Raw genomic sequence first — 26,894 nt, 5'->3', positions numbered from 1 at the left:
ATTATTATTTCACTTCAAAATAATTCAGGTTGACGCCATCATTTTCAAAAACAATCCGAATTTTATTTTCACCTTTTTTTAGGCTAATTCCTTTTGCTGTAAAGGTTTCCCACGTTTCATTTCCTCTTGTGGAAAGTAAAGAAACTGTTGCCAATTGTTTTCCCGAAGCGTCTTCAATCCTTATTTTGGAATCTTTATCTGCTGAATATCTTATGTCAAAAGTATAGATTTTATCAGCTTTTGCATTGATTGTATATTGAATCCATTCTCCGGCTTCTGTTTTCCCGACATAATATTGATTGGTGATTTTGTCGTTACATTGATAAATATCAACGCCGTCATTTCGCATTTGATGCCCCGAATTCCATTCCGATCTTTTGTTTGGATCGCTTACCCAAAGATTGATGAAATCTTTATCCGAATAAGCAGAATTCATGATGCCTAAATCATATTCCGAAGCAAAAATTCTTCCCGGAACCTGATGATTTTTAAATGCTTTCGTCGAATGATCTTTTGTTTGTCGGAACATCGCATCGATCACATCATTTTTAATTTCAACATTACTGAATTTATAATTGTCAGTAATTTTCATTAAAGCTTTTTTAGCAAATTCTTTGGACGGTTTTTCACCACCGTTTTTCCAGTAATCCAGTAATTTTTTGTATTCCGGCGTGATTTTTACATTGGCAATTCCAGCTGTATTATCAATCTTTTTCATTGGCCAGAAAGCGTATCCGATATTGTGCTTGTCCAAAAGCTGAATCAGTTCTGTAAACCAAACGTTTGAGTTTTCTCCGGTTTCACCAAGCCAGATCGGCATATTGTATTTTTTCCTTAAATCTAATGCAAATTGTATTGTTTCATCGTTATTATAATTCCAGTATTTATGAAAGCTGAAGACCATATTGTTATCCCAAATTGGCGTCAAACCGTTGTAATTATTTCCCCAGCCGTTTCCTTCAAGAAAAATAATATGCTTTTTATCAACCTGACGGATGGCTTCAGTAATATCTTTCTGTAATTTCCAAAGCGGCGCGTTGGACATTTCATCGGTTCCGTTCGGATTTTTACCTGTAAAATTAATATTCGGTTCGTTGATTAAATCATAACCGCCAATCCAAACTTCATCTTTGTATCTTTCTGCTAACTTTTTCCAAAGAGCAATTGTTTTTTTCTGATTGTCTTCGCTTTCCCAAAGTGACGGTTTCGACTTGTCGTTGTCGGAAATATTTACATCATTTCCTTGTCCGCCAGGCGCTGCATGAAGATCTAAAATCAGATAAATCTTATTATCCGCGCACCATTTGAGAAGATCATCAGTCATTTTAAAACCTTCTTCAAGCCATGTATTTTTACCTTTTACAGGTTCTTTTTCGATGGGCAAAGTATACAAATTGTAATGCATCGGAAGCCTTATCGAATTGAATCCTGCTTTTGCCAGAAAATCAATATCCTGTTTTGTAATACCGTTTTTCAGGTATTGTTTGTAAAATTCGTTCATTCCGTCTTCACCGATCAATTCTGCAATTTTCTCTTTAATTTTATATTGCGGACCGGCAAAATCTGCAGTTTTCAGCATATAGCCTTCCTGCAGCATCCATCCTCCCAAACCTAAACCTTTCAACTGGATATTTTCACCTTTATCATTAACGATATTTTGACCTTGCGTTTTTAAAAGTTGTGATGTCCCAAATTGAGACAATAAAAAAGCGGATAATATTATGGCTCGTTTCATAGTTTTGATTTTTAAAATATTTAGGAGATTGTTATTTAGAAATTATTGTTTTAATATTAACAAATATATTTAAAATTTGTTGATTGAAAATAAATTAATTCTTTAAAAAGAAAAACGGACCCAAAGCCCGTTTATATTCATAAAAATGTAGATATTGTGCTTAAACTAAGAAATCAATTTCATAATTTCCAGAGCTACTTTCAAAGCTTCAGTTCCGTCTTCCAACGAAACCTCTACATTTTTATTTTCTGTAATGGCGGCAGCGAAAGAATTTAGTTCATCCAAAATAGCATTATTTGGCTGAATATTTGGATATTCGAATAAGATTTGATTTTTTTCGCCATCCGCATTTTCGATAATCATATCAAAAGGTGTAGGATTTTCCGGAGCATCTTTCATACGAATAACTTCGGCTTTTTTCTCTAAAAAATCAACAGAAACATACGCGTCTTTTTGGAAAAAACGGCTTTTTCGCATCGCTTTCATCGAAATTCTCGAAGTCGTAAGATTGGCAACGCAGCCATTTTCAAATTCAATTCTGGCATTGGTAATATCCGGAGTTTTGCTCACAACACAAACGCCGCTTGCATGGATATTTTTTACTTTAGACTTTACAATACTTAAAAGAATATCAAGATCGTGAATCATCAAGTCTAAAACGACAGAAACATCGGTTCCGCGCGGATTAAATTCGGCTAATCTATGAATCTCAATAAACATCGGATTTTGGATATAATCTTTTGCTCCGATAAAAGCGGGATTGTATCTTTCAACATGCCCAACCTGAGCTTTTATTCCGTATTCACGGCATTTGTAAAGAATTTCTTCAGCTTGCTCAAGGGTTTGGGTAACAGGTTTTTCGATGAAAAAATGAAGCTTTTTTTCAATTGCTTTTAAAGCGTAATCGTAATGATAAAGCGTTGGCGTCACAATATCCAACATATCAATCTGATCCAATAGATCATCGAAATTTTCAAAATATTTGTAACCGAACTCGGCTTCCAGTTTTTTTCCGTTTTCTACATCTTTATCATGAAAACCTACAAAATCATATTTATCTGATTGATTTAGAAGCTTCAAATGTATTTTTCCAAGATGTCCGGCGCCCACCAAACCTGCTTTCAACATAGCTTTTTTTAATTTTTGTAAATATACTAATTTTGATTGAAGATAAAGTTTGGAACAGATTTCTCGGTTAATCCAATTACGAAATTTTAAGCTTCAACATTAAAATCTATAAATGCAAAAGGCAGCATCAAAAATTGAAACTGCCTTTTTATAGAAAAAATAGAAAAGTATTAAAAGTATTTCATTAAAGTTTTTACTTCTTAATAAACTTAGATTTTGAAACTGTTCCTTGGGCAGTTTCGATCATGATAAAATAAACTCCCGATTGAAGTGTGCTGATACCGAAGTTATTGTTGTCTAATTTTCCTTCCGCAACTTTTTGTCCTGCTGCAGAATATATCTGAATTTTTTTAAGATCTTCTTTAGTTACAAATTGTAAAGCTGTATTTTGAGAATTAACAGCAAATTTAACTTGATTTTTAGCCTTCGTATTGTCAGAAACAGCAAGGGTTGCGGGTGTATTATAAATAACATCATCTAAAAGTAATGCAGTATGTTGAACAGCGCCAATGAATTTAAATGCAATGTATTGATTGGTAGAAACTGGTACACTGATGGTTACTGTTTGTTCTGTTGCAGAATTTAAAGTATAAACCGGGCTTATAGAAGTGAAAGCTGAAGTGCCTGCAGTTGTAGCTGCGGAGACCAAACCTACTTCCAAAGTTCCTGTTCCTGCAGATCCTGCTGTCATTGCATAGGTGAATTTCAGGGATTTTGTTCCGTCGGGAGCAACAATTTGTGGAGTTACTAGATATGCAGGAGTGTTGGCAGCCATAAGTGAATAAAACTGTGCATGCTTATCAGCGGCTCCGTTTTCTGCATATATAAAAGGTCCAGGCCCCGGAGGAGCTACTTTTGACCATCCGTTTTGTGGCCAAACTGCAGTTGTACCAGTTGCAAATGATTCAAAATTCTCACTAATTGTAGCAACTTGTGCATTTGCTGTGATAGCCAGTAATATTAAACTTCCTCCTAAAAGTAGTTTTGATTTCATAACGTTATTTTTATTTAGAATTATTCCACAAAAGTAATATTTTATTTTTAATTATTCTAAATAAAGCTCTATATTTGTCAAAAATTTTTGAGTTTATGAAGAAGAAAGTGCTTTCCATTCTATCATTATCCACTATATTTTGGGTGAATGCACAGGAAAAAGATTCTTTAGATCAGAAGAAAATAGAAGAAGTTGTATTGACCGGACAGTACACTCAGCAATCTATCAACAAATCTATTTATAAAGTTGAGGTAATAAATGCCGAACAGATTAAAAACATGGCAGCCACCAATGTTGCCGATGTTTTAAATCAAAGTCTTAATGTTTTGATCGTTCCGGATCGTAATTCGGGGAATTCTACAGCGAGCCTTATGGGATTGGGTGGCGAATACACAAAAATTTTAATAGATAATATTCCCGTAGTTGGAGATATTGGTCTTGGAAACAATATCGACCTTACAAAGCTAAATATCAACAATGTTGAACGAATTGAGGTCGTAAGAGGCTCAATGGGAGTAGATTACGGAAGCAATGCAGTTGCCGGAGTGATCAATATTATTACAAAGAAAAACAGCCAGAAAAAATTAACATTAAATGCTTCTTTGCAGGAAGAAACAGTTGGAAATGAATACGACTGGTACAAAAAAGGAGAAGGAAGACATATTCAGAATTTAAATGTGGGCTACAATATCAACGAAAATTGGTATGTCGGAGCCAATATTAATCATAATGATTTTCAAGGTTTTAAAGGAACTCAGGAAGATTATAAATATTTTGAAAAAGACAAAAAAAGAGGATATCTGTGGCAACCAAAAGATGTTTTGAATGTTGACGGAATTTTAAGATATAGTAAAAATAAAACATCAATTTTTTACAAGTTCGGTTTTCTGAGTGAAAAGCTGAATTATTACAATCCAATCGTACAAGATCGTTATTTGGATGTTAAAAATATAACCTATGCATCAATAGACAGAGATTATTTTACAACAAGATATCTGAATCAGCTTAATATCAGTACAAAGCTTGGAAATATCAATTATACAGGAGATTTTTCTTACCAAACACAGGACAGAAAATACCGTGATTATGATTATGATATTCCAAACAGACAAGTAATCGGAAACAAAGATTCATATCAATCTTACAATAAAGCAGACGTTTTATACTCAAGAGGAGTTTTCAGTAATTTTTTAGAAAGTAAAAAAATTGACTTTCAGTTGGGGTACGAACTGGATCGCACTTCCGGTTTTGCAGGAAATATTGCGGGAGATTTTGCAGGCACGGATAATATTAAACGGACAATATTCAATTATGCCAATTTCATGACCGTTGAATGGAACGCAACAGATTGGTTGTCGATTCGTCCGGGATATCGTTTGGCTTTAAGCGACAAATTTGATACTCAGCACAATTATTCATTAACGGCAAGAGCAAGAGTTACAGACAACGATAATATTCGTTTGGTTGTAGGAAGCGCTAACAGATTCCCAAATTTTGATGAATTGTATACTTATGTAGTTGATAGTAATCATGATATTCAGGGAAATCCGAATTTGATTCCCGAAGAAGGCATGACGGTTTCTTTAAATGGAGAAAAGAAAATTTTCACCGCTTCGGACTGGAATTTTAATTTAGGAGCAAGTGCTACTTATTTGAAAGTAAAAGATAGAATTGAGCTTGCTACGATAAGTCGTCAGCCTTTAAAATATAAATATATAAATATAAATAAATACGCATCTTATTTATTTGAGGCTAATTTCAGGGCACAAAAAAACAACTTCAGTTTTGCAGCAAATGCTTCCTATTACGGAATCTCAAAAGAATTAAGTGCAGGCGGAATCACTTCGCCGGATGATTTTTTCTACACACTTGAAACAAATGCAGCCGTAAATTATACTGTTCCAAAAACAAGCACAACACTTTCGTTATTTTATAAATATACCGGAATCGTACAAACATTTGTTTTGTCAGCGGACTTATTGAATCCTTATTATGATATCGGCGAGCGCGGAAATTTTCACATGATGAATTTTATTCTTACACAGCCTTTCTTTAATAAGCATTTGGATGTAAGTTTTGGTGTGAAAAACATTTTCGATGTATCCTCGGTAAGAGATACGACGGTTACAGGAAATGCGCATGAAACAGCAGATCCCAACTCAAATCTTTTCTATGGAAGAAGTTATTTTGCCAGATTAAGTTATAATTTTTAAATAGATTAAAATGAAAAAAATATTATTTAGTTTATTATTGGGTGCGTCATTTATTTCTCAGTCTTGCATCAATGATAATGAAGACCCAATTGCTGTGCTTCCTTCAGAAGGAGTTTCAGTTGAGGCCAAAGTAGAAGGCCCTACACAGCCCAATCAGGTTTGGATAGATCTTAGCGATATCAATGATAAAGGAGATCCTAAACAAACGGTAACAAAAAGGACAGATTGGGATCTTGCGTTTTATTCGGGTAGCGAATTTAAAGTAATCTTAAATTCTTCGATTGCGATGGCAGCAGGAAAAATCCCCAATGCTACAGATATCAATGCGGTAAATGCATCAACTGTAGAATCTTTGCAATATTCTGTACAGGTTGCAAATTTTGATCTTTCCAATACCATATATATTGATGATGTCAACGGAAACTTTCCGAGCGGTTATACTGCAATAGAAGAGGTGAAAGCAGACAGCCAGCAAAATGCAATTTATCTTGTAAACATGGGTCTGGATATTTTCAAAGGCAACATTGCAGCCGGATCGGTGGCAACTGGTGGCGACAGAAGAGGTTGGATGAAAGTTCAGGTAATCAGACAAGGTGACGCTTACAAAGTAAAATATGGAGAACTAAATGCAACTGGTACAGCTATTCATGAAGTTGTCATCAATAAAAATCCTGCTTACAATTATACTTTCTTTAGCTTAAAAGATAAAAAAGAAGTAATAATTCAACCTGAAAAAAACAAATGGGATATCTGTTTTACGGTATTTACAAATATTATTGCGGGGGCCGGAAGTTATACTTTTGCAGATTTCGTGACAACAAATAATGTAGGAAATGTAGGCGCTTATGAAGTGAAAGTTACATCAGGATCAATGATCGAAGCCTTTAATAATTTTAAAGAAACAGATGTGGATGCCTCCAAATTTATTGTGAACGACCAAAGAGTGATCGGAAGTAGCTGGAGAGAAGTAGGACCATCGGGATATCAGGTAAAAGGTGATGTTTTCTATATCATTAAAGATGCTTCGGGCGCATATTTCAAGCTGAGATTTACCAGACTTACAAGCAATGAAGGATTGCGAGGATTCCCGAAATTCCAGTATAAAGCTTTATAAAAAATAATCAATAATAATAGTATCATGAAAAAATTCATTTTGGCAGCTTCTGTTCTTGCAGCAGTATATTCTTGCAAAAAAGAAGTTCAAAAACCTACTGAAAATGCAACGGAAGTCTCTTCTGAAACTCCAAAAACAAACAACAAAATCGTTTCTTTAAGCGGCGGAGTCACAGAAATAGTGAGCGCTTTAGGTCACGAAAGTGAAATCGTTGGAACAGACGTTACAAGCACATATCCTGAAACATTGAAGTCAACTGCTAAAGATTTGGGACACGTAAGATCAATGACAATTGAGCCGATTATGGCTGTAAATCCTACTTTGATTTTAGCTTCAGATAAAGCCATTAATCCTGAACTTTTAGGTAAAATAAAAGCATCAGGAATCAAATCTGAATTGTTTAAGCAGGAATTTTCTATTGATGGAACCAAAAAGCTGATCGCCGATGTAGCAAAAGCCATCGGAAATACAGATTATCAGAAATTAAATGATAAAATTGATGCAGATTTAAAGCAAATCCAGCCTATTGCTAAAAAACCTAAAGTATTATTCATCTACGCAAGAGGAAATATGATGATGGTTTCAGGTAAAAACACACCAATGGCCGCATTGATCAATATTGCAGGAGGTGAAAACGCAATTAATGATTTTGAAGATTTCAAACCGCTAACTCCGGAAGCAGTTGTAAAAGCAAATCCGGATGTTTTATTCTTTTTCACAAGCGGATTACAAGGTTCCGGCGGAAATGAAGGTGTTCTGAAAATGCCTGGTGTTGCACAAACAAATGCAGGAAAAAATAAGAAGATCATTGCAATGGACGGAGGTTTGGTTTCAGGTTTCGGTCCGAGATTAGGAGAAGCAGCAGTTGCATTAAACAAACTTTTAGTTGAAAACACAAAATAAACTATACTTTTATTTTTCAATGAGTGCCCTTTTGCTGGTTTTTCTGGCAATTGGGGCACTTTATATTGGAGTTTACGATTTTAATGGAGCTTCACCATTTGCAGTTTTAAAGCAATTTTTACAGGGAGATCCAAATTTGGCATTAAGTGATAAATATGTAATTTGGGATGTACGTGCAGCCAGAATTATCATGGCAATTTTAGTGGGAAGTATGCTGGCGGTTTCGGGAACAGGATTGCAGGGACTTTTTAAAAATCCTTTGGCGACCGGAGATTTAATAGGCTTGACTTCGGGAGCAACTTTACTTGCTGCAATTGCAATTGTTTTAGGAGGGCATTTCAGAGAATATCTTCCTGAAGCGGTACAGTTTTCATTGGTAGGTATTTCGGCTTTTATAGGAGCTTTATTGGCAATGATGCTGGTTTACAGGATTTCTACAAGCAGCGGAAAAACAAATGTTGTCATGATGTTGCTAAGCGGTGTCGCGATCACGGCAATTGGTTTTTCAATCACAGGTTTTTTGATTTATATTTCAAAAGACGAACAATTAAGAGATCTTACATTTTGGAATATGGGAAGCCTAGCTGCCGCAACATGGACGAAAAATATTGTTTTAACGGTAGTTTTAATCATTTCCTACATTGTTTTACTTCCGAAAGGAAAAGCCTTGAATGCAATGATGTTGGGCGAAAAAGATGCTCAGCATTTAGGAATCAATGTTGAAAAACTAAAAAAACAGATCGTGATAATAACAGCTTTAATGGTCGGAACCTGCGTAGCATTTTCAGGAACAATTGGTTTTGTGGGTCTTATTGTCCCATATATTTTAAGGCTTTTATTTAAGTCAAATTATGCATTCATTTTGCCATTATCAGCGGTTTTCGGAAGTATTTTACTTTTGGTTGCCGATACATTCAGCAGAAGTATTGTTGCGCCTTCAGAACTGCCGATCGGTATTTTGACCGCATTGATGGGAGGCCCGATTTTTATAGCAATTTTAATTAAATTTAAAAAATCACTCTAATGATAAAAGCGCATCATATCATGTATAAGCATAAAGAATTTCATATTCTTGATGGGATAGATGTATCTTTAGAATATGGTGAATTTTTAGCGATTGTAGGTCCGAACGGAGCCGGAAAGTCAAGCCTGCTGAGTATTTTGGCAAATGAAGTGAAGCAAGGGAAACAGAAAATTCTATTCAAAAATAAACAGATTTCTGATTGGGATGTCAGAGAATTGTCAAAACACAAATCTAAATTTTCCCAGCACAATTCCAACGAAATTCCTTTGCAGGTAAAAGATGTCGTGATGATGGGACGTTATCCTTATTTCGATTCTCAACCGAAGAAGGAAGATTTGGAAGCGATGAACAAAATGATGTACGAAACCGATATTTATCATCTGAAAGAAAGAGATTACAATACTTTGTCAGGCGGTGAAAAGCAGCGCGTGCATCTTTCACGTGTGATGGCTCAGTTGGATAATGAAATTGCTCATAAGTTGGTGTTTTTAGACGAACCGTTGAATAATCTTGATGTTAAACATCAGTATAAAGCTTTAGAAATCATCAAAAAATTTACTCAGAAAGCAAATTCGGCAATTGTTGTTTTGCATGATCTGAATTTGGCCGCGCAGTTTGCCGATAAGATTTTATTAATGAAATCAGGTAAAGTTTCGGCGTACGGAACGCCGGAAGAAGTTTTTACTGCTGAAAATATTAGTAATGCTTACAATTTTCCGTGTACGATTTGTCAGCATCCGGTCAATGCAAACCCAATGATTATTTTTGGATAATGGAACAGAACGAATTAAAAATACTAGCTCAGAATTTAGCCAATCCGCAAGGTGAAAAAGGAATTGAAATTGGCGAAATGATGAACGCCACAAACATCGGAATGACACTCGAAAGCATCAAAACGCTTTTGATAGAAGATGATGAGCATATTCTTGAGATCGGCCACGGAAACGCTGGTCATCTAAAAAGTGTTTTAAATAAAGCTAAAAATGTAAAGTATACAGGAATTGATATTTCAGAAACGATGCATCACGAAGCGAAAAAGTTGAATAAAGAGTTTGAAAGCCAATCAGATTTTGTTTTATATGAAGGAAAAAAGCTTCCTTTTGAGGACAAGGTTTTTGATAAAATATTTACAGTAAATACGGTCTATTTTTGGGAAGAGTCAATAGATTTTTTAAATGAAATTTACAGAGTTTTAAAGAACAGCGGAACATTCGTTCTCACTTTCGGGCAGCGGGATTTCATGGAAAAACTGCCTTTCACGCAATACAATTTTAAGCTTTACAATAACGATGAAATGGAAGAATTGATATCCAAAAGCCACTTTAAAAGAATGAAGATCTCTGAAAAAGAAGAAGAAATAAAAAGCAAAACCGGAGACGAATCAATAAAAAGAAATTACACAGTTTTAACCATAAAAAAATAAATAATGAGTACATTAGTGAACGAACTCAAAGAAAAATGGGAAGCTCTGAAAGCAGAAAACCCACACTTAAGAATAAGAAATGCAGCAGCGCAATTGGGCGTAAGCGAAGCAGAATTGTTACTAACAAACGTAGGTGAAGAAGTAACTGTCCTGAAACCTGAATTTGCAAACATCTTAACTGAAGTTGAAAAGTTAGGGAAAGTAATGGCGCTTACAAGAAATGACGAATGCGTGCATGAAAGAAAAGGAACGTATCTGAATGGTGATTTCAGCAGCCCACACGCGCAGCTTTTTGTAGGTGAAGATATCGATCTTAGAATTTTTATGAACCATTGGAAATTTGCTTTCGCAGTCGCGGAAGGAGTTAAAAAAAGCCTTCAGTTCTTCGGAAAAGACGGTTTGGCACTTCATAAAATATATTTGACAAAAGACAGCAACGCAGAAGCTTTCGATACAATTGTTGCTCAGTTTAAGGCTGAAGATCAAAATCAAGCTTTTGAATTTGAAGCAGTTGCTCCAAAAGCTCCGGAAAAAGCTGATTCGGAAATCGATGCTGAAGGTTTCAAAAAAGCGTGGACCGAATTGAAAGATACTCATGAATTTTTCATGATGACAAGAAAATTCGGAGTGACTAGAACTCAGGCTTTAAGACTGGCACCGGAAGGTTTTGCTAAAAAAATTGAAACTTCAAAAGTGGTAAATGTACTTGAAGATGCTGCCGAAAAGAATCTTCCGATCATGATTTTCGTTGGAAACAGAGGAATTATCCAGATCCATACCGGTGAAGTGAAGAAAACGCTTTGGCATCAGCAATGGTTCAACGTGATGGATCCTGATTTCAATTTACATTTGGATGTTACCAAAATTGCTGAAGCATGGATCGTGAAAAAACCAACTGAAGATGGTGAAGTAACGGCTATTGAAGTGTTCAACAAAGAAGGTGATTTCATTGTTCAGTTCTTCGGAAAAAGAAAGCCGGGAATTCCTGAATTACAAGAATGGAAAGACCTTGTAGCAGATTTAGAAAAATAATAGTTAGATGATTTGATGAAGGCCGTTTTGTTTTTTATAATTCAAGACGGTTTTTTTTTTAATGTAAAAACCGTAAAACTGTAAATTTGTTTATCGTACGGTTTGTCATTCTGACGAAGGAAGAATCTCAGCTTTAGTTTAGATTTTCACTTCATTACATTGCGTTCAGAATGACAACAATAATTTAATTCAAATTAAAAAAAAATAAAATGAAAAATATTTTCATAGCGATCATACTTGCGGGTTTCTGCTCTTTACATGCACAAAATTTTGAACCGTATAAATTTTATAATCAAAAAGGAAAGGAAATAAAAACCGAAAAGCTAGTCAAGGAATTGGCTGAATATGATGTTGTTTTCTTTGGTGAAAATCATAACAGCTCAATCAATCATTGGCTTCAGCTGAAAATAACGGAAGCTTTGCATAAAAAGAAAAATGGGCAGGTTATTTTAGGCGCCGAAATGTTTGAAAGAGACAATCAAGCTCAGCTAAATCAATATTTAGAAGGAAAATTTGATGCTAAAACATTAAAAGATTCAGCTCGGTTATGGAATAATTTTGCAACAGATTACAAACCTTTGGTTGATTTTGCCAAAGATAAAAAGCTGAAATTTATTGCGACAAATATTCCAAGAAAATATGCTTCAAAGACCGCAAAAGAAGGCTTGGAATCTTTGAATAATTTACCCGAAAGTGAAAAAGCTTACATTGCTCAATTGCCAATTAAAGTTTCTTTGGAAACACCCGGTTACCAGGAAATGAAAAAAATGATGGGCGATCATGCAGAAGGAACCAAAGTGATGAATTTTATTTCTGCGCAGGCTACGAAAGACGCAACAATGGCTGAATCTATTCTGAAAAATTTTGAAAAAGGAAAAACTTTTATTCATTACAACGGAAATTATCACAGCAAAGAATTTGGAGGAATTTATTGGTATATCAAACAAAAAAATCCGGATTTGAAAATGGCGGTGATTTCTGTTTTTGAATCTGAAGATCCTGAATTAAGAGTTCCTGAAAAAGAATATATCCCGACAGATTTTAATCTGATCATTCCGGCGGATATGACGAAAACGTATTAGTTTTCTGATAAAATTTATAAGACTCCGACTTCGTTCCTCAGAATGACAATGATGAGTTTCTAAGACATTGGCTATATTTGTTTATATTTTATTTATAATGAAAAAGCTATCTTTTCTACTTTTACTTTTTATAGGTTTTATCAACGCTCAAAAGCTGACTCAAAACGAAATTTCAATCATTAATCAAGGTGATAAAGATTCTGCTTTACCAATTTATCAGACGACGGATTCTCATCAGCACACAACGCTGTTGAACTTTTCTTCCGAAATTGATCCGCTGGATCCAAATATGGCAACTTTAGTCAAAAGAATGAAAGAATCTCTTCTCTCAACCGACGGCGGAGTAGGAATTGCTGCACCGCAAGTTGGAATCAACAGAAGAATAATCTGGGTTCAGCGGTTTGATAAAGAAGGCGAGCCGCTGGAATATTTTATCAATCCCGTAATTGTCTGGAAGTCTGAATTACAGAATCTCGGTCCGGAAGGCGATTTGTCGATTCCTGATTTCAGAGATCAATTTTACAGAAGTAAAGTGATTCGGTTGGAATATGTTGATCTGAAGGGACAAAAGTTTTCTGAAATGGTGGAAGGTTTTACAGCGGTGATTTTCCAGCATGAAATTGACCATCTTTTCGGGATTTTAATTACAGATAAAAAAGCAAAAGACATGAATGATGCTTATCAAAAAGTGGATGCTTATAAAAGAAGTGATTCTACCACAAGATAATTGATAAGATAATTTTAGTAAAAGATTAAGTGAATTCCGCAAGTTTCGGATTTTTTTCGGATCACAATATTTCAATCTTTGCAATAGAATTTTAAATAAAAAACAATGCAAAGATTTAAAGGTAAATTCGCTATGATTACAGGCGGAACAAACGGAATGGGCTTCGCAACGGCTCAGCAATTTATCAACGAAGGCGGAACAGCAATCATCACGGGAAGAAGCGAAGAAACGGTAAATAACGCTTTAGAAAACTTAGGCAAAAATGCATTCGGAATTGTTTCTGATGCGGGAAAGATGAAAGATTTGCTGGCTTTACAAAGTGAAGTGAAAAAGTATACGGAAACGATTGATATGGTTTTTGCCAATGCGGGATTCGGAAAATTTTCACCGATTGAGAATGTAGATGAAGATCTTTTTGACGAGCTTTTTAATGTGTTGGTAAAAGGTTCTTTTTTTACAGTTCAACAAATGTTGCCATTGATGAAAAAAAACGGAAGCTCTGTCATCTTTAATACTTCTGTTGCAACAGAAATTGCAATGCCTAATTTTTCTATTTATTCGGCGGCAAAGTCAGCGGTACAGTCTTTTATCAATACGTTTGCAACTGAGCTCACGGAAAGAAGAATTCGTGTAAATGGTATCAGCCCGGGACACATCAAAACAAATATTTTCAACAATACAGGCCTGAATTCCGAACAAATTGATGAAGCTGTGAAGAATATTATTCCCACCATTCCTTTTAAAAGACAAGGCGATCCTTCAGAAATTGCTAATGCAGTGCTTTTCCTTGCTTCGGATGAAGCTTCCTATATTCACGGTACGGAAATAAAGGTTGATGCAGGGATTTCTGTTGTGAGATAGTTTATTATTTAATGATTCCGTCACTTCGATTTCTATGAAAGTAGGTCAATAAAATATTAGACATCGAAGTGACGAAATTAAGCCTCAAATAGATGAAGTTTTTTCCTGATCTGTTTCTACAGTTTCAACCTAACTTTTTATGTAATAGATATTTCTTATTGCGGGAAGTAGAATACTCTTTGCGGGTGCAAGGTTACTTTTTGCGGAATTAAAAATACTCTTTGCTGGAATCAAAAAACTGTTTGCGGTAATGAGAAAACTCTTTGGGGTGACAAGGTTACTGTTTGCGGTAGTGAAAAGACTGTTTGTAATAACAAGAATACCAATTGCGGTAAGAAGAAGACTTTTTGTAGTAATGAGAAAACTGTTTGCGGTAGCAAGATTTCTTTATAAAGCAAGCGAATTCTTTAGCGAAGTTTTGGTTATTTTAATCTTGGTGCACGAGCTTGGAAGCTCGCGAGGGCGGAGGGGGAACAAAACCCTTTTTAGAGTTAGCTCTGCTTTTCAGTCGATTATTTTTACTACATTATCTAAATTGCCAACCACTAACTTAAAAACAATTTTATTCTGTGGATATAATGATTGTAAGCTATCTTTTAATTCAATAAATGGTTGTAATGCTTGACTGTCGTTTGCAATACCGTCAATAGTAGAAAATGATAATTCAAAAGTATTGTTTACTTTTTCTACATAAACATATTTTGTGACTGTTTGGTCAAAAAAAGTAGTTCTAACTAATCCATCTGCAATTTTATCAACTTCTCTTTCTGTTATATTGCTACTGTCAAAGGCAATTTCATGTTTCATTATCCCATATGATTTGGCAGAAATTGGAGCATTAGCAATGTTATCAGACAAAATTGCAAAACCAAAAATTGGAATAATAGTAATTGCAAGTCCAATGATGCCGACTGCAATTGTTCTCCACCAACTAAATAATTGTCCACCTGAATTTATGTGTGACGAAATATTTTGCCCTTGAAAATGTTGAACAAGATAATATGCAATAGCAGTATATATTAATGGGATGATGTAATTTGGAATTTTAATGTTTTCTGGTATTATAAAAACACTACCAAAAACTATAATTGTTGTTAAGATTGCGTAAATCCAAGTTTTTTTGCTTTATCAGTTTCGTTAAATGCTTTGAAATTCTCAGCAATCAAATAGCCTGCCACCAAAGGTCCACCGAGAAAAGTCCCAACCCATATTGCTCTGTCTTTGTAAATTTTCTGTGTTGGTTTTTCAATGTCTAATGTTTGTTCCATCGTTGTAGTTTTTTAGAGTTAATTGCAAAGTTTATTCACCAATTGTGTAAATAAAACTTTTTACTAAAATAACATAATTTCCGATGAAAATAATTTAAATTATTGTGAAGAAGTTATAAATAAAAAATCTGTTTCAAAGAAACAGATTTATATAATTAAATTAACGATCTATCTTTCACAACCAGTTCCGCTTCAAAAACATCCGCAAAATGTTTTCTGATCTTCACTTTAATATCTTCCATTTCTTCAGAAGTCAATTCTCTTTCAAGTTCTCTTTTTAAAGAGGTCACCTGTTTATCTTTGATCCCGCAAGGAATAATATATTCAAAATAACGCATATCTGTATTTACATTCAACGCAAAACCGTGCAAAGTTACCCAACGTGAAGCTTTCACGCCCATTGCGCAGATTTTTCTGGCATAAGGTTTTCCGACATCCAGCCAGACTCCTGTTTCGCCTGGCGAACGTTCGCCTTTTAAGCCGTATTCGGCGATGGTTCTGATGATGACTTCTTCAAGATTCCGCATATATTTGTGAATATCTGTAAAGAAATTTTCAAGGTCTAAAATAGGGTAGCCAACAATTTGACCGTAACCGTGATAAGTGATATCTCCACCACGGTTTACTTTCACAAACGTAGCGTCAATTTCCTTTAGTTTATCAATTCCGGCCAGCATATTTTCTTCATGTCCGCTCTTTCCCAAAGTATAAACGTGAGGATGCTCGACTAAAAGAAAATGATTGGAAGTTGTAATGTGCTGTTCAGCAGCGAGATCACGATTTTTGATTTTGGTATCGATAATATCTTTCATCAGTTTTTCCTGATAATCCCAGGAAGGCTGATATTCTTTTACGCCCAGATCTTCGAATTCGACTACTTTATTTTGATGTGTGTTCATACCTTTTGTTGAGATACAAATTTAGTGAATTTTAAGCTTTTATGGAATTTATAAAATCTATGGCTTTTTTCTTCCAATCTTTATTCTGCAGCAAAATATTGACGAATGCCGTTCCGATGATTCCGCCGTCTGCTTTTTCGGTAACGTTTTCAAAGTCTTCTTTTGATTTGATTCCAAAGCCGATCATTACAGGATTTTTCAAAGGTAAAGAAGCTAATCTTGAAAGGTAAGTTTCGTTTTTTAAAACTGTATTTTCTTTTCCTGTTGTGGAAGATGAGCTTACTGCATACAAAAATCCTGAACTTAAGGAATCTAAATATAAAATCCTTTCATCAGAAGTTTCGGGAGTTACCAAAAACGTGAAATTCAAATTGTATTTTTCTAAAATTTTCTGATAATTTTTTTCAAATTCTATAGGCGGAAGATCAGGAATGATCAATCCTGAAACGCCACTTTCCGAACATTCTCTACAGAAATTGTCAAATCCAAAACTTAAAACAGGATTAATATATCCCATCAAAATCACCGGAATTTTAATTTCGTGTTTAATTGATTTCAACTGAGAAAAAAGTGTTGAAATCGTCATTCCGTTTTTCAAAGCCAGTTCGTGTGCTTTTTGAATGACAGGACCATCCGCAACGGGGTCGGAATAAGGCATTCCGATTTCCATCATATCGGCTCCGGAATCCTGAATTGTTTTTATGATTTCAGCAGTATCTTCCAATTGTGGAATTCCTGCTGTGAAGTATATGTTCAGTTGTTTTTTAGGCTGGATGTTGGAAGCTGGAAGCTCGAAGTTATTGTTGTTCATAGATTTAAATTGAATTTAAGTTAACAAATTTTCGTTTTTATTACTGAATTAAATTTCCATCTTTAATCTTTCATCTTCCGACTTCCATCTTCCAGCACTTTCAAATACGTTTCCATATCCTTGTCGCCACGACCGCTTAAGCAAATCACAACAATATCTGTTTCGTTAAATATCTTTTTATCTAAAACCGCTAAAGCATGCGCGCTTTCCAAAGCAGGAATAATGCCTTCTAATTTTGTCAGTTCAAACGCAGATTGTAAAGCATCATCATCATTAATACTAAAAAATTCTGCACGTTTTTCTTTAAATAAATTAGCGTGAAAAGGCCCGATTCCGGGATAATCCAAACCTGCAGAAATAGAGTGAGGTTCGATAACCTGGCCGTCTTTTGTCTGCATTACCAAACTTTTGCTTCCGTGCAAAATACCTAAAGTTCCCAAAAAAGTGGTCGCTGCCGATTTTCCTGAATCAACACCAAAACCTCCGGCTTCAGCGGCAATGAGTTTTACGTTTTCATCATCTACAAAATGATAAAATGTTCCTGCCGCATTACTTCCGCCGCCAACACAAGCAATCACATAATCAGGATTTTGTCTTCCGATTTGTTCCTGAAGCTGTTCTTTAATTTCCTTTGAAATAATACTTTGAAATCTCGCCACCAAATCCGGAAACGGATGCGGACCAACCACACTTCCAATTACATAATGTGTTGTATTTGAATTGTTGATCCAATCTCTTAATGCTTCATTTACAGCATCTTTCAAGGTTTTTGAACCTGAAGTTGCAGGAATAACTTCTGCGCCCAACATTTTCATTCTTGCAACATTTGGAGCCTGTCTTGAAATATCGATTTCGCCCATGTAAACGATGCATTCCAAACCTAATAAAGCGCAGGCTGTAGCTGTTGCGACACCGTGTTGTCCGGCTCCGGTTTCGGCAATTATTCTGTTTTTCCCAAGACGTGTTGCTAATAAAACCTGCCCCAAAGCATTGTTGATCTTATGCGCTCCGGTGTGATTAAGGTCTTCTCTTTTTAAGTATATTTTGGTATTGTATTTTTCGCTTAAATTTTTCGCAAAATAAAGTGGAGTAGCACGCCCAACGTAGTTTTTCAGTAAATCATGATATTCATTTTGAAAATCTTCAGATTCTATGATTTCGAGATAATTTTTCTGTAATTCTTCTACATTCGGATACAGCATTTCAGGGATGAATGCACCTCCGAATTCACCATAATATCCGTTTTTATCTGGGTTTTTATAATCCATAAGTTTATTTTTTAAATTGTGAAGAGTCCCGAAGGGACGATTTAATAAAGGATTGGATATAATCCAATTGCAACGTATTGTAGTAAATTAATCCCATAAATATTTCTCATCATAATTAATTTTATGTTTTTCCAATATTCCAATCAATTCATTTTCAAAGTTTTCATTTTGATGATGTTGACGTTGATTCTTTATATAATTGATTGTTGGGTAAATATTTTTTTGACTCACAGAAAAGGCACCATAACCATCTTGCCAGAAAAAATTTTCATATTTACTTCCTTTTGTTTTTATCCATTTTGATGAATGAGCTTTAACTTTCTGAACCAATTTCATCAAAGCAATTTTCTTTGAAAGTAAACAAAGAATGTGTATGTGATTATCTGTGCCTCCGATTTGTAATGCAGTACTTTCAGAATCTTTGCATATTGCAGCAATGTACGAGAAGAGTTCTTTTTCTATGCTTTGATCGATAAAATCTTCCCTATGTTTTGTACTAAAAATAACATGGATGTAGTTTTTCACCAATGATTGTGACATTTTTTGTGTTTATTTATAAATTTAATTTTAATTGGACTGCATCCAATTCTCTGTTAAATCGTCCTTTCAGGACTCATTCATTATTAAAGCTTTAGACTTTTTTATTTTTTCTACATCTTTATTTCCGGGTTCAATTTCAAATTTTGAATTGATATCGAGAGCAAATGGTTGATGATTGATAATTGAAAGATGAATGTTTTCCAAAGAAATTCCGCCGCTTAAAAAATAGGGAATTGGGATTTCAATTTCATTTAAAATTTTCCAATCAAAGGTTTCCCCTGTTCCGCCAAATGCTTTTGAATCGGTGTCGAATAAGAGATAGTTGATGGTTGATAGATGATGGTTGATGGTTTTTTGCAATTCGTTGGAAGATTGGTTTCCGACTCTTATTACTTTAATAATTCCGATTTTAGAATCTAACTTTTTTCTTAATTCTGAAATAAAATTTTCATTTTCATCACCGTGAAGCTGGATGAAATTCAAATCTGCATTTTCTGCTATTTCTATTATTTTATTTACATTTTCATTGACAAAAACTCCAATTTTACCTGTATGCGGAATATTTGAAATTTCCCTTAAATTCAAATGATTCAAAACAAATCGTGGAGATTTTTCATAAAAAATAAAACCAAGAAAATCTATTTTCATGGAAATAAGCTCATTAACCTGATCTATTTTTGTTAAACCGCAGACTTTGAGTTTCATAAAGTGTTTTTTGTAAATTCTTCAAAAGCTTTTGCGGGATTTTCATTTTTCATAAAATATTCGCCCATTAAAAATCCGTCAAAACCTTTTTCTTTTAAAAATTTGAAGTCTTCAATATTGTAAATTCCGCTTTCGGCAACAGATAAAACGTCTTTTGGAAGGAGGTTTTTTAAGTTTACGGAATGATGCAAATCAACCTTAAAGTCTTTTAAATTCCTGTTATTTATTCCAACCAAATCGATTTTTGAATTGTAATGTTTTAATTCTTCTTCAGTATGGATTTCTAGTAAAACCTCCAAATCTAATTCATGAGAAAGCTCGGTAAATTCCTGAACCTGAGCCGGCGAAAGACAAGCTGCAATCAATAAAATGACATCGGCTCCAATTGATTTTGCTTCATAAAACTGATATTCATCGATCATAAAATCTTTTCTCAGAATCGGAATATTTATTTGATTTCTCACATTTAAAATATCATCAAAACTTCCACCGAAAAAGTCTTTATCCGTAAGAATTGAAATTCCGCTTGCCCTAAATTCTTCATAGGCTGAAACCACTTTCAAAGGCGAAATGTTATTATTTATGATTCCTCTCGACGGTGATTGCCTTTTGAATTCTGCAATAATTCCGTTTTTATTTTTTAACGATTTCTTTAATGAAATCGTTTTTCGATCAAAAAATTCTGAATCTTTTAATTGAGACAAAGGAACTTTAGATTTTGCAAACGCAATTTCTTCTGCTTTTCTTTTGATAATTTTATCTAAAATGGTCATTCTATTTGGTTGTTTTATGTCTGTCATTCAGAACGAAACGAAGTGTAGTGAAGAATCTCTTAGTAGATTTCTCACTTCGTTTTATTCATTCGAAATGACATTGTTTATCATTCAAAACGAAATGCGGTTCAAAAACCTATTCAATTTTTCATTCAGAAAATCCCAATTTGGATTACATTTATTAATCAAATTCTCTTTCTTCATTCTTGAATAACCTTTAATTTGTTTTTCTCTGGCAATTGCTTGTTCTACATATTGAAAATGTTCATAATAAACAAGATTAAAACATTTATACTTTGTTGTAAAATGAAGTTTATTTTCTGCGGATGGATTTTTATGATAATATATTCTTGTTTTTAAATCATTTGTTATACCTGCATAAAGAACTGTTTTAGTGTAATTTGTTAATATATAAACATAATAATTATGCGTTCCTAATGTTTTCATCAGATTATGTTTTAGTTTAGATTCTTCACTTCACTACGTTTCGTTCTGAATGACAAATAAAAAATTTAATCGTTTAATCCAATAACAATTCAAGACTTTTTAATGCCTTTCCGCTTTCCAGACTTTCTTTGGCGAGTAAAAGGCAATCTTGATAACTGCCGAATTTATGCGTGTAATAAAGCGCAACTGCTGCATTTGCCAAAACAACAGAGCTTTGCTCGGCTGTACCTTTTCCCTCAAGGATATTTCTGAAAATTTTCGCAGATTCATAAGGAGTTTCACCGGCTTTTATACTTTCCGGACTTAAAGTTTGAAAACCTAAATCTTTAGTTGTATAAATTTCTTCAGAACTTTTTGTAATTATTTTACTGTCGCTCGTTAAGCTTATTTCGTCGTATCCGTCTAATCCATGAATGATTGTAAACTCGCGATTGTCTTTTTGCAAAAGATATTGATATATTCTTGCGATTTCCAAATTGTAAACTCCAATTACCGAAAATTGTGGTTTAACAGGATTTACAAGCGGCCCCAAAAGATTGAAGAAAGTACGCAAACCCAAAGATTTTCTTAAGGCACCGACAGATTGCAAAGCCGGATGAAAATACGGAGCGTGTAAAAAACAAATATTTGCTTTTTCCAAATCTCTATTCAGACTTTCAGAATCATTCCTAAACTGATAACCCAATTCTTCTAAAACATTGGATGATCCGGTAATCGTTGATGCTCCGTAATTGCCGTGTTTTGTTACTTTTTGTCCGGCTCCTGCAATTACAAAGCTTGCCAAAGTAGAAATATTAATGGTGTTTTTTCCGTCACCGCCCGTTCCTACAATATCTAAAGCATCATTTGCCTCAATTTCTACAGAAACTGCCATTTTCAACAATGCTTGTCTGAAGCCGTCAAGCTCATTTAAAGTAATATTACGCATCAGGAAAACACTAATAAAAGCGGTGACTTCTGCAGTATTAAATTTATTTTGAGCAATCTCAATCATAATCGCTTTCGCTTCAGACTTTGATAATGTATGATGTGTAAAAAGATATTCTAAAATTTCTTTCATTGATTTGTTTTTTTGTTTTAATGCTTTTAAATATGCTTAGTTTAAAAGAAAGTTTCGCATAATTGCATTTCCTTCAGGCGTCAAAATACTTTCCGGATGAAACTGAACACCATGAACGTCATATTTTTTATGCTGCAAAGCCATGATCATTCCGTCTTTATCAACTGCCGTGATTTCCAATTCTTGTGGAAAATTTTCACTATTTACGGCCCAACTGTGATATCTTCCTACTTCCAATTCTTCCGATAAATTTTTGAATAGCTTGGTGTTTTCTTTAATGGTTTTTGATGTTGTCGCCACTCCGTGAAAAATCTCCGAAAGATTAATAAGATTCCCACCGAAAGCTTCTGCAATAGCTTGCTGACCAAGACAAACACCCAAAATACTTTTTGTCGGAGCATATTCTTTAATTAAATCTAAAAGAATTCCGGCTTCTTCAGGAATTCCCGGTCCGGGTGAAAGTATAATTTTATCATATTTTGCAATTTCTTCGAGTGTGATTTCGTCATTCCTGAACACATCTACTTTTTCACTAATGATTTTTTCAATCATCTGAACCAAATTGTAAGTAAAACTGTCGTAATTATCAAAAACTAAAATTTTCATTAATTTTATTTTAAATATATTATTTGTGGTTGATAATGAGTCAACTATATAGGTTGTGTTTTTTTGAAATTTTGTTTGTCAACCCATTATCAAAATATCAGCATATTTGCTTTATTTATACCACTATTATTTTATTGTTGTTGCTTTTTGTACTGCTTTTTTTAAGGCATTCAATTTATTATTTACTTCTTGCAATTCGTTTTCGGCGATCGATTTTGCGACCAATCCGGCGCCGGCCTGATAATAAAGTGTGTTGTTCTTGCTTAAAAAAGTTCTGATCATAATTGCATGATTGCAGCTGCCGTTTAGCCCGATCATTCCGATGCATCCGCCATAATATCCCCGCGAATCTTTTTCATATTTATTTATTAACTGAAGTGCTTTATGTTTTGGAGCACCACTTAAAGTTCCTTGCGGAAAGGTTGCAGAAACCATTTTGAAAGGGCTTGTGTTTTCAGGCAAATCAGCGGTAACTTCACTCACCATGTGAATTACATGTGAAAAGAGCTGAATTTCTTTAAGCTTGGTCACGGTTATATTTGTGCCAATTTTTCCTAAATCATTTCGGGCCAAATCAACCAGCATTGTGTGTTCTGCATTTTCTTTAGCATCATTTTTTAAGCTTTCTACGGACTGCATATCTTCATCAAAATGGCCTGTTCTTTTAAAAGTTCCGGCAATAGGATGTATAATCGCTTTGTTGTTTTTAATAATTAGTTGACTTTCAGGGCTTGAACCGAATAATTTGTAATTTCCATAATCAAAAAAGAAAAGATAAGGAGATGGATTGATGTTTCTCAAGGCCCGATAAACATTGAATTCGTCACCTCTAAATTTTTGCTGAAATCTTCTGCTCAAAACCAACTGAAATACATCACCACGCATACAATGCTTTTTGGCTGTTTCCACAAGCTCAAGGTATTCTTCATCGGTAAGATTGGAAGTTTCTTCCTCTTTTTTCTCAAATGGAAAAATGACAGAATTTTTATTTTTGATTAGATTTTCTAAAGTATATGCTTCAGATTTTACGCCATCAATATGGTTTTCAATCAAATGCATTTCGTCATTATAATGATTGATTGCAATCACGTATTGATACAATCTGTATCGAAGAATAGGAATTTCAACTTCAGAAGTCTGCGCCTTAAGCTCAATATTTTCAAAAAACTGAACAGCTTCAAAACTTGTGTAACCAAAAAGGCTTTGAGCCGTTTCTTCTACCGAATCCGATGGTTTTTCGCATATAAATATTTTAGAAAATTGATCAAGAAGATCGGTTACATTTAGATCAGTTAAAGACCTTTTTTCAGGATTTTCATTGGGAAGTTTTATTTCAAATTCGTTAAGATTTTTAATTTCAATTCCGGCAATTGCGTTGATAGCAATAAATGAAAAATTGTTGTCAATATTCTTAATATCCGAACTTTCCAGAAGAATGGTGTCACGGAATTTGTCTCGAATCTGAAGATAAATATTCATCGGCGTTTGAAGATCGCCTAAAGATTTTCTGGATGTGGTTTGTATGTTAATAGTTTTGCTAAACATTGTGTTTATTTAAATTGTGAACAAAAAAAAGACCTCAACGGAATCCGTCAAAGTCTATATATTTTCTATAATATTCTAGTTGTGGTTTAACAACAGGATAATAGCTTCAGACCCGACGAAGAGTTTGAATGCCACCACCAAAAATTTTTACTTGTGTTAAACATGTGACAAATGTATATAATTTTTTTTAATACAAAACATAAAAATCATGAAAAATTGAAATTTATTTTTGCAAACGCTGTAATTCTTTTTTCAGCTCAATAATTTTTATTCTATAATCTTCATTCTCATAAATCTCTAAATAACCTTCCAGGGCCGAAATATATTCTTTGATAAATTCTTCATTGGTACTATCTGCTTCATATTTTATTTTTGCTGAAGTCACCGGACGTTGCTTTTCATAATGCTGAAGATTTCTTCCTTCCTCGGATTGATAATAAAGAATAACAATGTTTTTTTCATATCCCGGAATATATTTTACAGGAAAGGGCTCGTCAATCTGCGGAATTCTTATTGAATTTTCAATCGGATAAATAGCTGCCGAAGTTGTAGAGAAATAAGTGTCGACATACTTTCCATCCTTTTTCTTTACAATAGCTTCATAATCATGGATGTAGTGATCATTCAAGGTTGAATTGGTCTGAACATCGGAAGTTATAATTGCGCTGCTTTCGACGCCATATTTATTAAGAAACCAGGCGTTCAAAAACTGGCTTGCAAAACCGTTTGCTATTGATAAAGGAAGGATGAAAATAAGCAGCCAAGCCTTTTTTGTGATTTTTGCAAGCAATCCGAACAAAAAAATAATGATAAGTACGGTGTAAAAACCGTGATGGCTGACAAAAAACAAAATTTTTGAAATCAAGACCATAATTTCTGCTTTAAAATTACACTTTAAATATAATCATTTTTCAATTGCAGAATAATATTAAAATTTGCTTTAAAAAACGATTGGAAACCTCTTATCTAAAAGTTTATTTTTATATTTTTGCTTCATATTAGAAACAATTAAATCGCTTTGATGTTAAATTTAAATATCTTAATTATATGCGGTTTATTTAATTTGAAAAAATAGATAATTTATGAAAAAAGTAGTAGCAATTGCATTCATCGGAAGTTTATTTGTTGTAAACTGTTCAAAAAAAACTGACAAATCATTACAAGACAGCAATATCATGCTTGAAGAGCCTGCAGCACCTGTGGTTTCGGATTCTGCAGTTAAAACGGATAGCACGCCTGCTGCTGCAATTCCAAATCCTTCTCCTTCAACAGATTCTACAGCTACAAAATAGATGAAAAAACTGTTTTTAGCAGGAAGTTTTGCTTTATTAATCGTTTCCTGTTCAAAAAAAGAAAATCCAGAAGTTCAGTCTACAGATTCCACGGATATTTCAACGCCTGTTGCTTCCAATGTTTCGGGAAAAGAGCTGATTGAAGCATCCGACTGTATGGCTTGTCATAATGCTGATGAAAGAATGATAGGACCTTCTTATAAAGAAATAGCAGAAAAATATTCTGAAAAGGATATCGAATTGCTGGCTTCAAAAATCATAGAAGGCGGAAGCGGAGTTTGGGGAAGTGTTCCGATGCAGCCTCATCCGCAAGTGTCAAAAGCTGACGCAAAAAAAATGGTAGAATATATTTTGAGTCAGAAAAAATAAAAATGACTACTGAAAAATCAAACCTGCACGCAAGAAATCTGCATCGCAATCCGTATGATTTTGAACAGCTTATTTCTTGTGTGCCGGAATTGAAGCAGCATGTTTTTTTGAATTCTTATCAAAATTTAACCATTAACTTCAGTATTCCAAAAGCCGTAAAATTGCTGAATAAAGCTTTATTGTTAAAGTTTTATGATGTGAAAAATTGGGATATTCCTGAAAATAATCTCTGTCCGCCAATTCCGGGAAGGGCAGATTATGTACATTATATTGCTGATTTGCTGGCCGAAGAACATAATAAAGTTCCAACAGGAAATTCTGTGAAAGGCCTGGATATCGGAACCGGAGCAAACCTTGTTTATCCTTTAATTGCCCACAAATCTTACGGCTGGGAAATGTTGGGAACGGATATCAATAAAGATTCTTTGGAAAATGCTCAGAAAATATTAGATCATAATCCTGATTTTTCGTCTTCTGTTCAATTAAAATTACAGCCAAACGCAGACAATATTTTTAAAAACATCATTAATTCTGAAGACCATTTTGCCTTTTCTATGTGCAATCCGCCTTTTCATGATTCTGAAGAATCTGCAATGAAAGGAAATCTCAGAAAAACAAAAAATCTTAATCAATCGAAGGTCACAAAAAACAATCTCAATTTTGGGGGACAACAATCTGAATTGTGGTGTGAAGGCGGGGAATTGGCTTTCATCTCAAGAATGATCGAAGAAAGCATTTTGTATTCTTCACAAGTGCTTTGGTTTACGTGTCTGGTTTCCAAAAAAGATAATTTATATAAGCTTACAAATCAATTAAAAAAAGTAAAATCAATAGAATTCAGAACGATCGACATGGCGCAAGGCCAGAAAATCAGCAGAATTTTAGCATGGACTTATATTCCTAAAAATATGAGAAAAGATTGGTTTTGATTAATTTGATATAAATATTTTGTTTTGAGATTTAAACCATTAAGATTTATTTAGTTATTAAGTTTCATTAAGATTTAAATAAATTTAAAATTTAGCACAGCACTTAAAAAATATCTTTAGATATCTTTTTAATAATTCTTAACTCC

Annotated in this window: 29 protein-coding genes; 13 read left to right on the top strand and 16 right to left on the bottom strand. The window is 34.1% G+C overall.

The features are described 5' to 3' along the window. Positions 1–4 precede the first annotated feature (4 nt). The 3 genes from AC6CHK_RS10175 to AC6CHK_RS10165 all read right to left on the bottom strand — a co-directional run bounded on the left by AC6CHK_RS10175 (position 5) and on the right by AC6CHK_RS10165 (position 3,857). Positions 5–1,735 carry a cellulase family glycosylhydrolase gene (locus AC6CHK_RS10175; RefSeq protein ID WP_498095730.1) on the bottom strand — a complete coding sequence of 577 codons (1,731 nt, stop codon included), beginning with the start codon at positions 1,733–1,735 and terminating at the stop codon, positions 5–7. Between the two features lie 165 nt (positions 1,736–1,900). Beyond that, positions 1,901–2,863 carry a Gfo/Idh/MocA family protein gene (locus tag AC6CHK_RS10170; protein WP_498095728.1) on the bottom strand — a complete coding sequence of 321 codons (963 nt, stop codon included), beginning with the start codon at positions 2,861–2,863 and terminating at the stop codon, positions 1,901–1,903. A gap of 193 nt (positions 2,864–3,056) precedes the next feature. Then, on the bottom strand, positions 3,057–3,857 hold the full coding sequence (locus AC6CHK_RS10165; RefSeq protein ID WP_498095726.1) for a T9SS type A sorting domain-containing protein: 801 nt from the start codon (positions 3,855–3,857) through the stop codon (positions 3,057–3,059). A gap of 95 nt (positions 3,858–3,952) precedes the next feature. Between AC6CHK_RS10165 and AC6CHK_RS10160 the strand changes: the two genes are divergently transcribed. The 10 genes from AC6CHK_RS10160 (at position 3,953) to AC6CHK_RS10115 (ending at position 14,236) form a co-directional block, all read left to right on the top strand. After that, a complete protein-coding gene (locus AC6CHK_RS10160) occupies positions 3,953–6,070 on the top strand; it encodes a TonB-dependent receptor plug domain-containing protein (protein WP_498095724.1) in 2,118 nt (705 codons plus the stop codon). Positions 6,071–6,080: 10 nt separating this feature from the next. Then, positions 6,081–7,184 carry an HmuY family protein gene (locus AC6CHK_RS10155; protein WP_498095722.1) on the top strand — a complete coding sequence of 368 codons (1,104 nt, stop codon included), beginning with the start codon at positions 6,081–6,083 and terminating at the stop codon, positions 7,182–7,184. Positions 7,185–7,208: 24 nt separating this feature from the next. Continuing rightward, a complete protein-coding gene (locus AC6CHK_RS10150; RefSeq protein ID WP_498095720.1) occupies positions 7,209–8,087 on the top strand; it encodes a heme/hemin ABC transporter substrate-binding protein in 879 nt (292 codons plus the stop codon). Next, positions 8,071–9,111, top strand: a complete 1,041-nt coding sequence (locus AC6CHK_RS10145; protein WP_498095718.1) for a FecCD family ABC transporter permease — start codon at positions 8,071–8,073, stop codon at positions 9,109–9,111. Before AC6CHK_RS10150 ends, AC6CHK_RS10145 begins: the two co-directional genes overlap by 17 nt. Then, positions 9,111–9,884, top strand: coding sequence for a heme ABC transporter ATP-binding protein (locus AC6CHK_RS10140; protein ID WP_498095716.1), 774 nt, complete (start codon positions 9,111–9,113; stop codon positions 9,882–9,884). Before AC6CHK_RS10145 ends, AC6CHK_RS10140 begins: the two co-directional genes overlap by 1 nt. After that, positions 9,884–10,534 carry a class I SAM-dependent methyltransferase gene (locus AC6CHK_RS10135; protein ID WP_498095714.1) on the top strand — a complete coding sequence of 217 codons (651 nt, stop codon included), beginning with the start codon at positions 9,884–9,886 and terminating at the stop codon, positions 10,532–10,534. Before AC6CHK_RS10140 ends, AC6CHK_RS10135 begins: the two co-directional genes overlap by 1 nt. Before the next feature lie 3 nt (positions 10,535–10,537). Next, positions 10,538–11,566, top strand: a complete 1,029-nt coding sequence (locus AC6CHK_RS10130) for a hemin-degrading factor (RefSeq protein ID WP_498095712.1) — start codon at positions 10,538–10,540, stop codon at positions 11,564–11,566. A 209-nt stretch (positions 11,567–11,775) separates the two neighbouring features. Beyond that, positions 11,776–12,648: a ChaN family lipoprotein gene (locus tag AC6CHK_RS10125; RefSeq protein WP_498095711.1), complete on the top strand. Its 873-nt coding sequence runs from the start codon at positions 11,776–11,778 to the stop codon at positions 12,646–12,648. Positions 12,649–12,745: 97 nt separating this feature from the next. Further along, positions 12,746–13,375, top strand: a complete 630-nt coding sequence (def, locus tag AC6CHK_RS10120; RefSeq protein WP_498095709.1) for a peptide deformylase — start codon at positions 12,746–12,748, stop codon at positions 13,373–13,375. A gap of 105 nt (positions 13,376–13,480) precedes the next feature. Continuing rightward, positions 13,481–14,236, top strand: coding sequence for an SDR family oxidoreductase (locus tag AC6CHK_RS10115; RefSeq protein WP_498095707.1), 756 nt, complete (start codon positions 13,481–13,483; stop codon positions 14,234–14,236). A 504-nt stretch (positions 14,237–14,740) separates the two neighbouring features. Here the strand turns inward: AC6CHK_RS10115 and AC6CHK_RS10110 are convergent. The 13 genes from AC6CHK_RS10110 to AC6CHK_RS10050 form a co-directional block, all read right to left on the bottom strand. Then, positions 14,741–15,043, bottom strand: coding sequence for a hypothetical protein (locus tag AC6CHK_RS10110; protein ID WP_498095705.1), 303 nt, complete (start codon positions 15,041–15,043; stop codon positions 14,741–14,743). A 287-nt stretch (positions 15,044–15,330) separates the two neighbouring features. Next, on the bottom strand, positions 15,331–15,504 hold the full coding sequence (locus AC6CHK_RS10105) for a hypothetical protein (RefSeq protein ID WP_498095703.1): 174 nt from the start codon (positions 15,502–15,504) through the stop codon (positions 15,331–15,333). A 155-nt stretch (positions 15,505–15,659) separates the two neighbouring features. Then, positions 15,660–16,403, bottom strand: coding sequence for a lipoyl(octanoyl) transferase LipB (gene lipB / locus AC6CHK_RS10100; protein ID WP_498095701.1), 744 nt, complete (start codon positions 16,401–16,403; stop codon positions 15,660–15,662). Positions 16,404–16,434: 31 nt separating this feature from the next. Beyond that, positions 16,435–17,214, bottom strand: coding sequence for a tryptophan synthase subunit alpha (trpA, locus tag AC6CHK_RS10095; protein WP_498095699.1), 780 nt, complete (start codon positions 17,212–17,214; stop codon positions 16,435–16,437). A gap of 62 nt (positions 17,215–17,276) precedes the next feature. Continuing rightward, the gene (gene trpB, locus AC6CHK_RS10090; RefSeq protein ID WP_498095697.1) at positions 17,277–18,482 is read right to left on the bottom strand and encodes a tryptophan synthase subunit beta; all 1,206 of its coding nucleotides are present in this window, start codon (positions 18,480–18,482) and stop codon (positions 17,277–17,279) included. An 87-nt stretch (positions 18,483–18,569) separates the two neighbouring features. Further along, entirely contained in the window at positions 18,570–19,022 is a 453-nt protein-coding gene (tnpA, locus tag AC6CHK_RS10085; protein WP_498095695.1) for an IS200/IS605 family transposase, read from the bottom strand. 66 nt (positions 19,023–19,088) lie between these two features. Continuing rightward, positions 19,089–19,727 carry a phosphoribosylanthranilate isomerase gene (locus AC6CHK_RS10080; protein ID WP_498095693.1) on the bottom strand — a complete coding sequence of 213 codons (639 nt, stop codon included), beginning with the start codon at positions 19,725–19,727 and terminating at the stop codon, positions 19,089–19,091. Beyond that, positions 19,724–20,500: an indole-3-glycerol phosphate synthase TrpC gene (gene trpC / locus AC6CHK_RS10075; RefSeq protein ID WP_498096226.1), complete on the bottom strand. Its 777-nt coding sequence runs from the start codon at positions 20,498–20,500 to the stop codon at positions 19,724–19,726. The genes AC6CHK_RS10080 and trpC overlap by 4 nt, the downstream gene beginning before the upstream one ends. 111 nt (positions 20,501–20,611) lie before the next feature. Beyond that, positions 20,612–20,947 carry a GIY-YIG nuclease family protein gene (locus tag AC6CHK_RS10070; protein ID WP_498095692.1) on the bottom strand — a complete coding sequence of 112 codons (336 nt, stop codon included), beginning with the start codon at positions 20,945–20,947 and terminating at the stop codon, positions 20,612–20,614. Positions 20,948–21,020: 73 nt separating this feature from the next. Beyond that, positions 21,021–22,007: an anthranilate phosphoribosyltransferase gene (trpD, locus tag AC6CHK_RS10065; protein WP_498095691.1), complete on the bottom strand. Its 987-nt coding sequence runs from the start codon at positions 22,005–22,007 to the stop codon at positions 21,021–21,023. A gap of 36 nt (positions 22,008–22,043) precedes the next feature. Next, a complete protein-coding gene (locus AC6CHK_RS10060; RefSeq protein ID WP_498095689.1) occupies positions 22,044–22,613 on the bottom strand; it encodes an anthranilate synthase component II in 570 nt (189 codons plus the stop codon). A 126-nt stretch (positions 22,614–22,739) separates the two neighbouring features. Beyond that, the gene (locus tag AC6CHK_RS10055; protein ID WP_498095687.1) at positions 22,740–24,158 is read right to left on the bottom strand and encodes an anthranilate synthase component I family protein; all 1,419 of its coding nucleotides are present in this window, start codon (positions 24,156–24,158) and stop codon (positions 22,740–22,742) included. Positions 24,159–24,381: 223 nt separating this feature from the next. Then, complete coding sequence (locus AC6CHK_RS10050) at positions 24,382–25,029, bottom strand: hypothetical protein (RefSeq protein ID WP_498095685.1); 648 nt, start codon at positions 25,027–25,029, stop codon at positions 24,382–24,384. A 211-nt stretch (positions 25,030–25,240) separates the two neighbouring features. On the opposite strand from AC6CHK_RS10050, the gene AC6CHK_RS10045 reads away from it, so the two are divergent. The 3 genes from AC6CHK_RS10045 to rlmF are packed head-to-tail and all read left to right on the top strand — an operon-like array spanning position 25,241 to position 26,748. Continuing rightward, positions 25,241–25,450: a hypothetical protein gene (locus AC6CHK_RS10045; RefSeq protein WP_498095683.1), complete on the top strand. Its 210-nt coding sequence runs from the start codon at positions 25,241–25,243 to the stop codon at positions 25,448–25,450. Next, the gene (locus AC6CHK_RS10040) at positions 25,451–25,819 is read left to right on the top strand and encodes a c-type cytochrome (RefSeq protein ID WP_498095681.1); all 369 of its coding nucleotides are present in this window, start codon (positions 25,451–25,453) and stop codon (positions 25,817–25,819) included. Between the two features lie 2 nt (positions 25,820–25,821). Further along, positions 25,822–26,748 carry a 23S rRNA (adenine(1618)-N(6))-methyltransferase RlmF gene (rlmF, locus tag AC6CHK_RS10035; RefSeq protein ID WP_498095679.1) on the top strand — a complete coding sequence of 309 codons (927 nt, stop codon included), beginning with the start codon at positions 25,822–25,824 and terminating at the stop codon, positions 26,746–26,748. The last annotated feature ends 146 nt before the right edge of the window (positions 26,749–26,894 follow it).

The sequence above is a fragment of the Chryseobacterium sp. GQ58 genome (genome assembly GCF_059758895.1).
This window is presented reverse-complemented; position numbering and strand designations above follow the sequence as displayed.

What these genes read in the sequence shown, in the direction of transcription:
- AC6CHK_RS10135 (WP_498095714.1), top strand. Translation starts at nt 9,884, where the DNA reads ATGGAACAGAACGAATTAAAAATACTAGCTCAGAATTTAGCCAATCCG.
- rlmF (WP_498095679.1), top strand. Translation starts at nt 25,822, where the DNA reads ATGACTACTGAAAAATCAAACCTGCACGCAAGAAATCTGCATCGCAAT.
- trpC (WP_498096226.1), bottom strand. Translation starts at nt 20,500, where the DNA reads ATGACCATTTTAGATAAAATTATCAAAAGAAAAGCAGAAGAAATTGCG.
- AC6CHK_RS10115 (WP_498095707.1), top strand. Translation starts at nt 13,481, where the DNA reads ATGCAAAGATTTAAAGGTAAATTCGCTATGATTACAGGCGGAACAAAC.
- AC6CHK_RS10050 (WP_498095685.1), bottom strand. Translation starts at nt 25,029, where the DNA reads ATGGTCTTGATTTCAAAAATTTTGTTTTTTGTCAGCCATCACGGTTTT.
- AC6CHK_RS10140 (WP_498095716.1), top strand. Translation starts at nt 9,111, where the DNA reads ATGATAAAAGCGCATCATATCATGTATAAGCATAAAGAATTTCATATT.
- trpB (WP_498095697.1), bottom strand. Translation starts at nt 18,482, where the DNA reads ATGGATTATAAAAACCCAGATAAAAACGGATATTATGGTGAATTCGGA.
- AC6CHK_RS10175 (WP_498095730.1), bottom strand. Translation starts at nt 1,735, where the DNA reads ATGAAACGAGCCATAATATTATCCGCTTTTTTATTGTCTCAATTTGGG.
- AC6CHK_RS10055 (WP_498095687.1), bottom strand. Translation starts at nt 24,158, where the DNA reads ATGTTTAGCAAAACTATTAACATACAAACCACATCCAGAAAATCTTTA.
- AC6CHK_RS10170 (WP_498095728.1), bottom strand. Translation starts at nt 2,863, where the DNA reads ATGTTGAAAGCAGGTTTGGTGGGCGCCGGACATCTTGGAAAAATACAT.
- AC6CHK_RS10070 (WP_498095692.1), bottom strand. Translation starts at nt 20,947, where the DNA reads ATGAAAACATTAGGAACGCATAATTATTATGTTTATATATTAACAAAT.
- AC6CHK_RS10080 (WP_498095693.1), bottom strand. Translation starts at nt 19,727, where the DNA reads ATGAAACTCAAAGTCTGCGGTTTAACAAAAATAGATCAGGTTAATGAG.
- tnpA (WP_498095695.1), bottom strand. Translation starts at nt 19,022, where the DNA reads ATGTCACAATCATTGGTGAAAAACTACATCCATGTTATTTTTAGTACA.
- AC6CHK_RS10165 (WP_498095726.1), bottom strand. Translation starts at nt 3,857, where the DNA reads ATGAAATCAAAACTACTTTTAGGAGGAAGTTTAATATTACTGGCTATC.
- AC6CHK_RS10060 (WP_498095689.1), bottom strand. Translation starts at nt 22,613, where the DNA reads ATGAAAATTTTAGTTTTTGATAATTACGACAGTTTTACTTACAATTTG.
- AC6CHK_RS10040 (WP_498095681.1), top strand. Translation starts at nt 25,451, where the DNA reads ATGAAAAAACTGTTTTTAGCAGGAAGTTTTGCTTTATTAATCGTTTCC.
- trpD (WP_498095691.1), bottom strand. Translation starts at nt 22,007, where the DNA reads ATGAAAGAAATTTTAGAATATCTTTTTACACATCATACATTATCAAAG.
- AC6CHK_RS10150 (WP_498095720.1), top strand. Translation starts at nt 7,209, where the DNA reads ATGAAAAAATTCATTTTGGCAGCTTCTGTTCTTGCAGCAGTATATTCT.
- AC6CHK_RS10110 (WP_498095705.1), bottom strand. Translation starts at nt 15,043, where the DNA reads ATGAAACATGAAATTGCCTTTGACAGTAGCAATATAACAGAAAGAGAA.
- AC6CHK_RS10160 (WP_498095724.1), top strand. Translation starts at nt 3,953, where the DNA reads ATGAAGAAGAAAGTGCTTTCCATTCTATCATTATCCACTATATTTTGG.
- AC6CHK_RS10125 (WP_498095711.1), top strand. Translation starts at nt 11,776, where the DNA reads ATGAAAAATATTTTCATAGCGATCATACTTGCGGGTTTCTGCTCTTTA.
- AC6CHK_RS10130 (WP_498095712.1), top strand. Translation starts at nt 10,538, where the DNA reads ATGAGTACATTAGTGAACGAACTCAAAGAAAAATGGGAAGCTCTGAAA.
- AC6CHK_RS10105 (WP_498095703.1), bottom strand. Translation starts at nt 15,504, where the DNA reads ATGGAACAAACATTAGACATTGAAAAACCAACACAGAAAATTTACAAA.
- def (WP_498095709.1), top strand. Translation starts at nt 12,746, where the DNA reads ATGAAAAAGCTATCTTTTCTACTTTTACTTTTTATAGGTTTTATCAAC.
- AC6CHK_RS10155 (WP_498095722.1), top strand. Translation starts at nt 6,081, where the DNA reads ATGAAAAAAATATTATTTAGTTTATTATTGGGTGCGTCATTTATTTCT.
- lipB (WP_498095701.1), bottom strand. Translation starts at nt 16,403, where the DNA reads ATGAACACACATCAAAATAAAGTAGTCGAATTCGAAGATCTGGGCGTA.
- AC6CHK_RS10045 (WP_498095683.1), top strand. Translation starts at nt 25,241, where the DNA reads ATGAAAAAAGTAGTAGCAATTGCATTCATCGGAAGTTTATTTGTTGTA.
- trpA (WP_498095699.1), bottom strand. Translation starts at nt 17,214, where the DNA reads ATGAACAACAATAACTTCGAGCTTCCAGCTTCCAACATCCAGCCTAAA.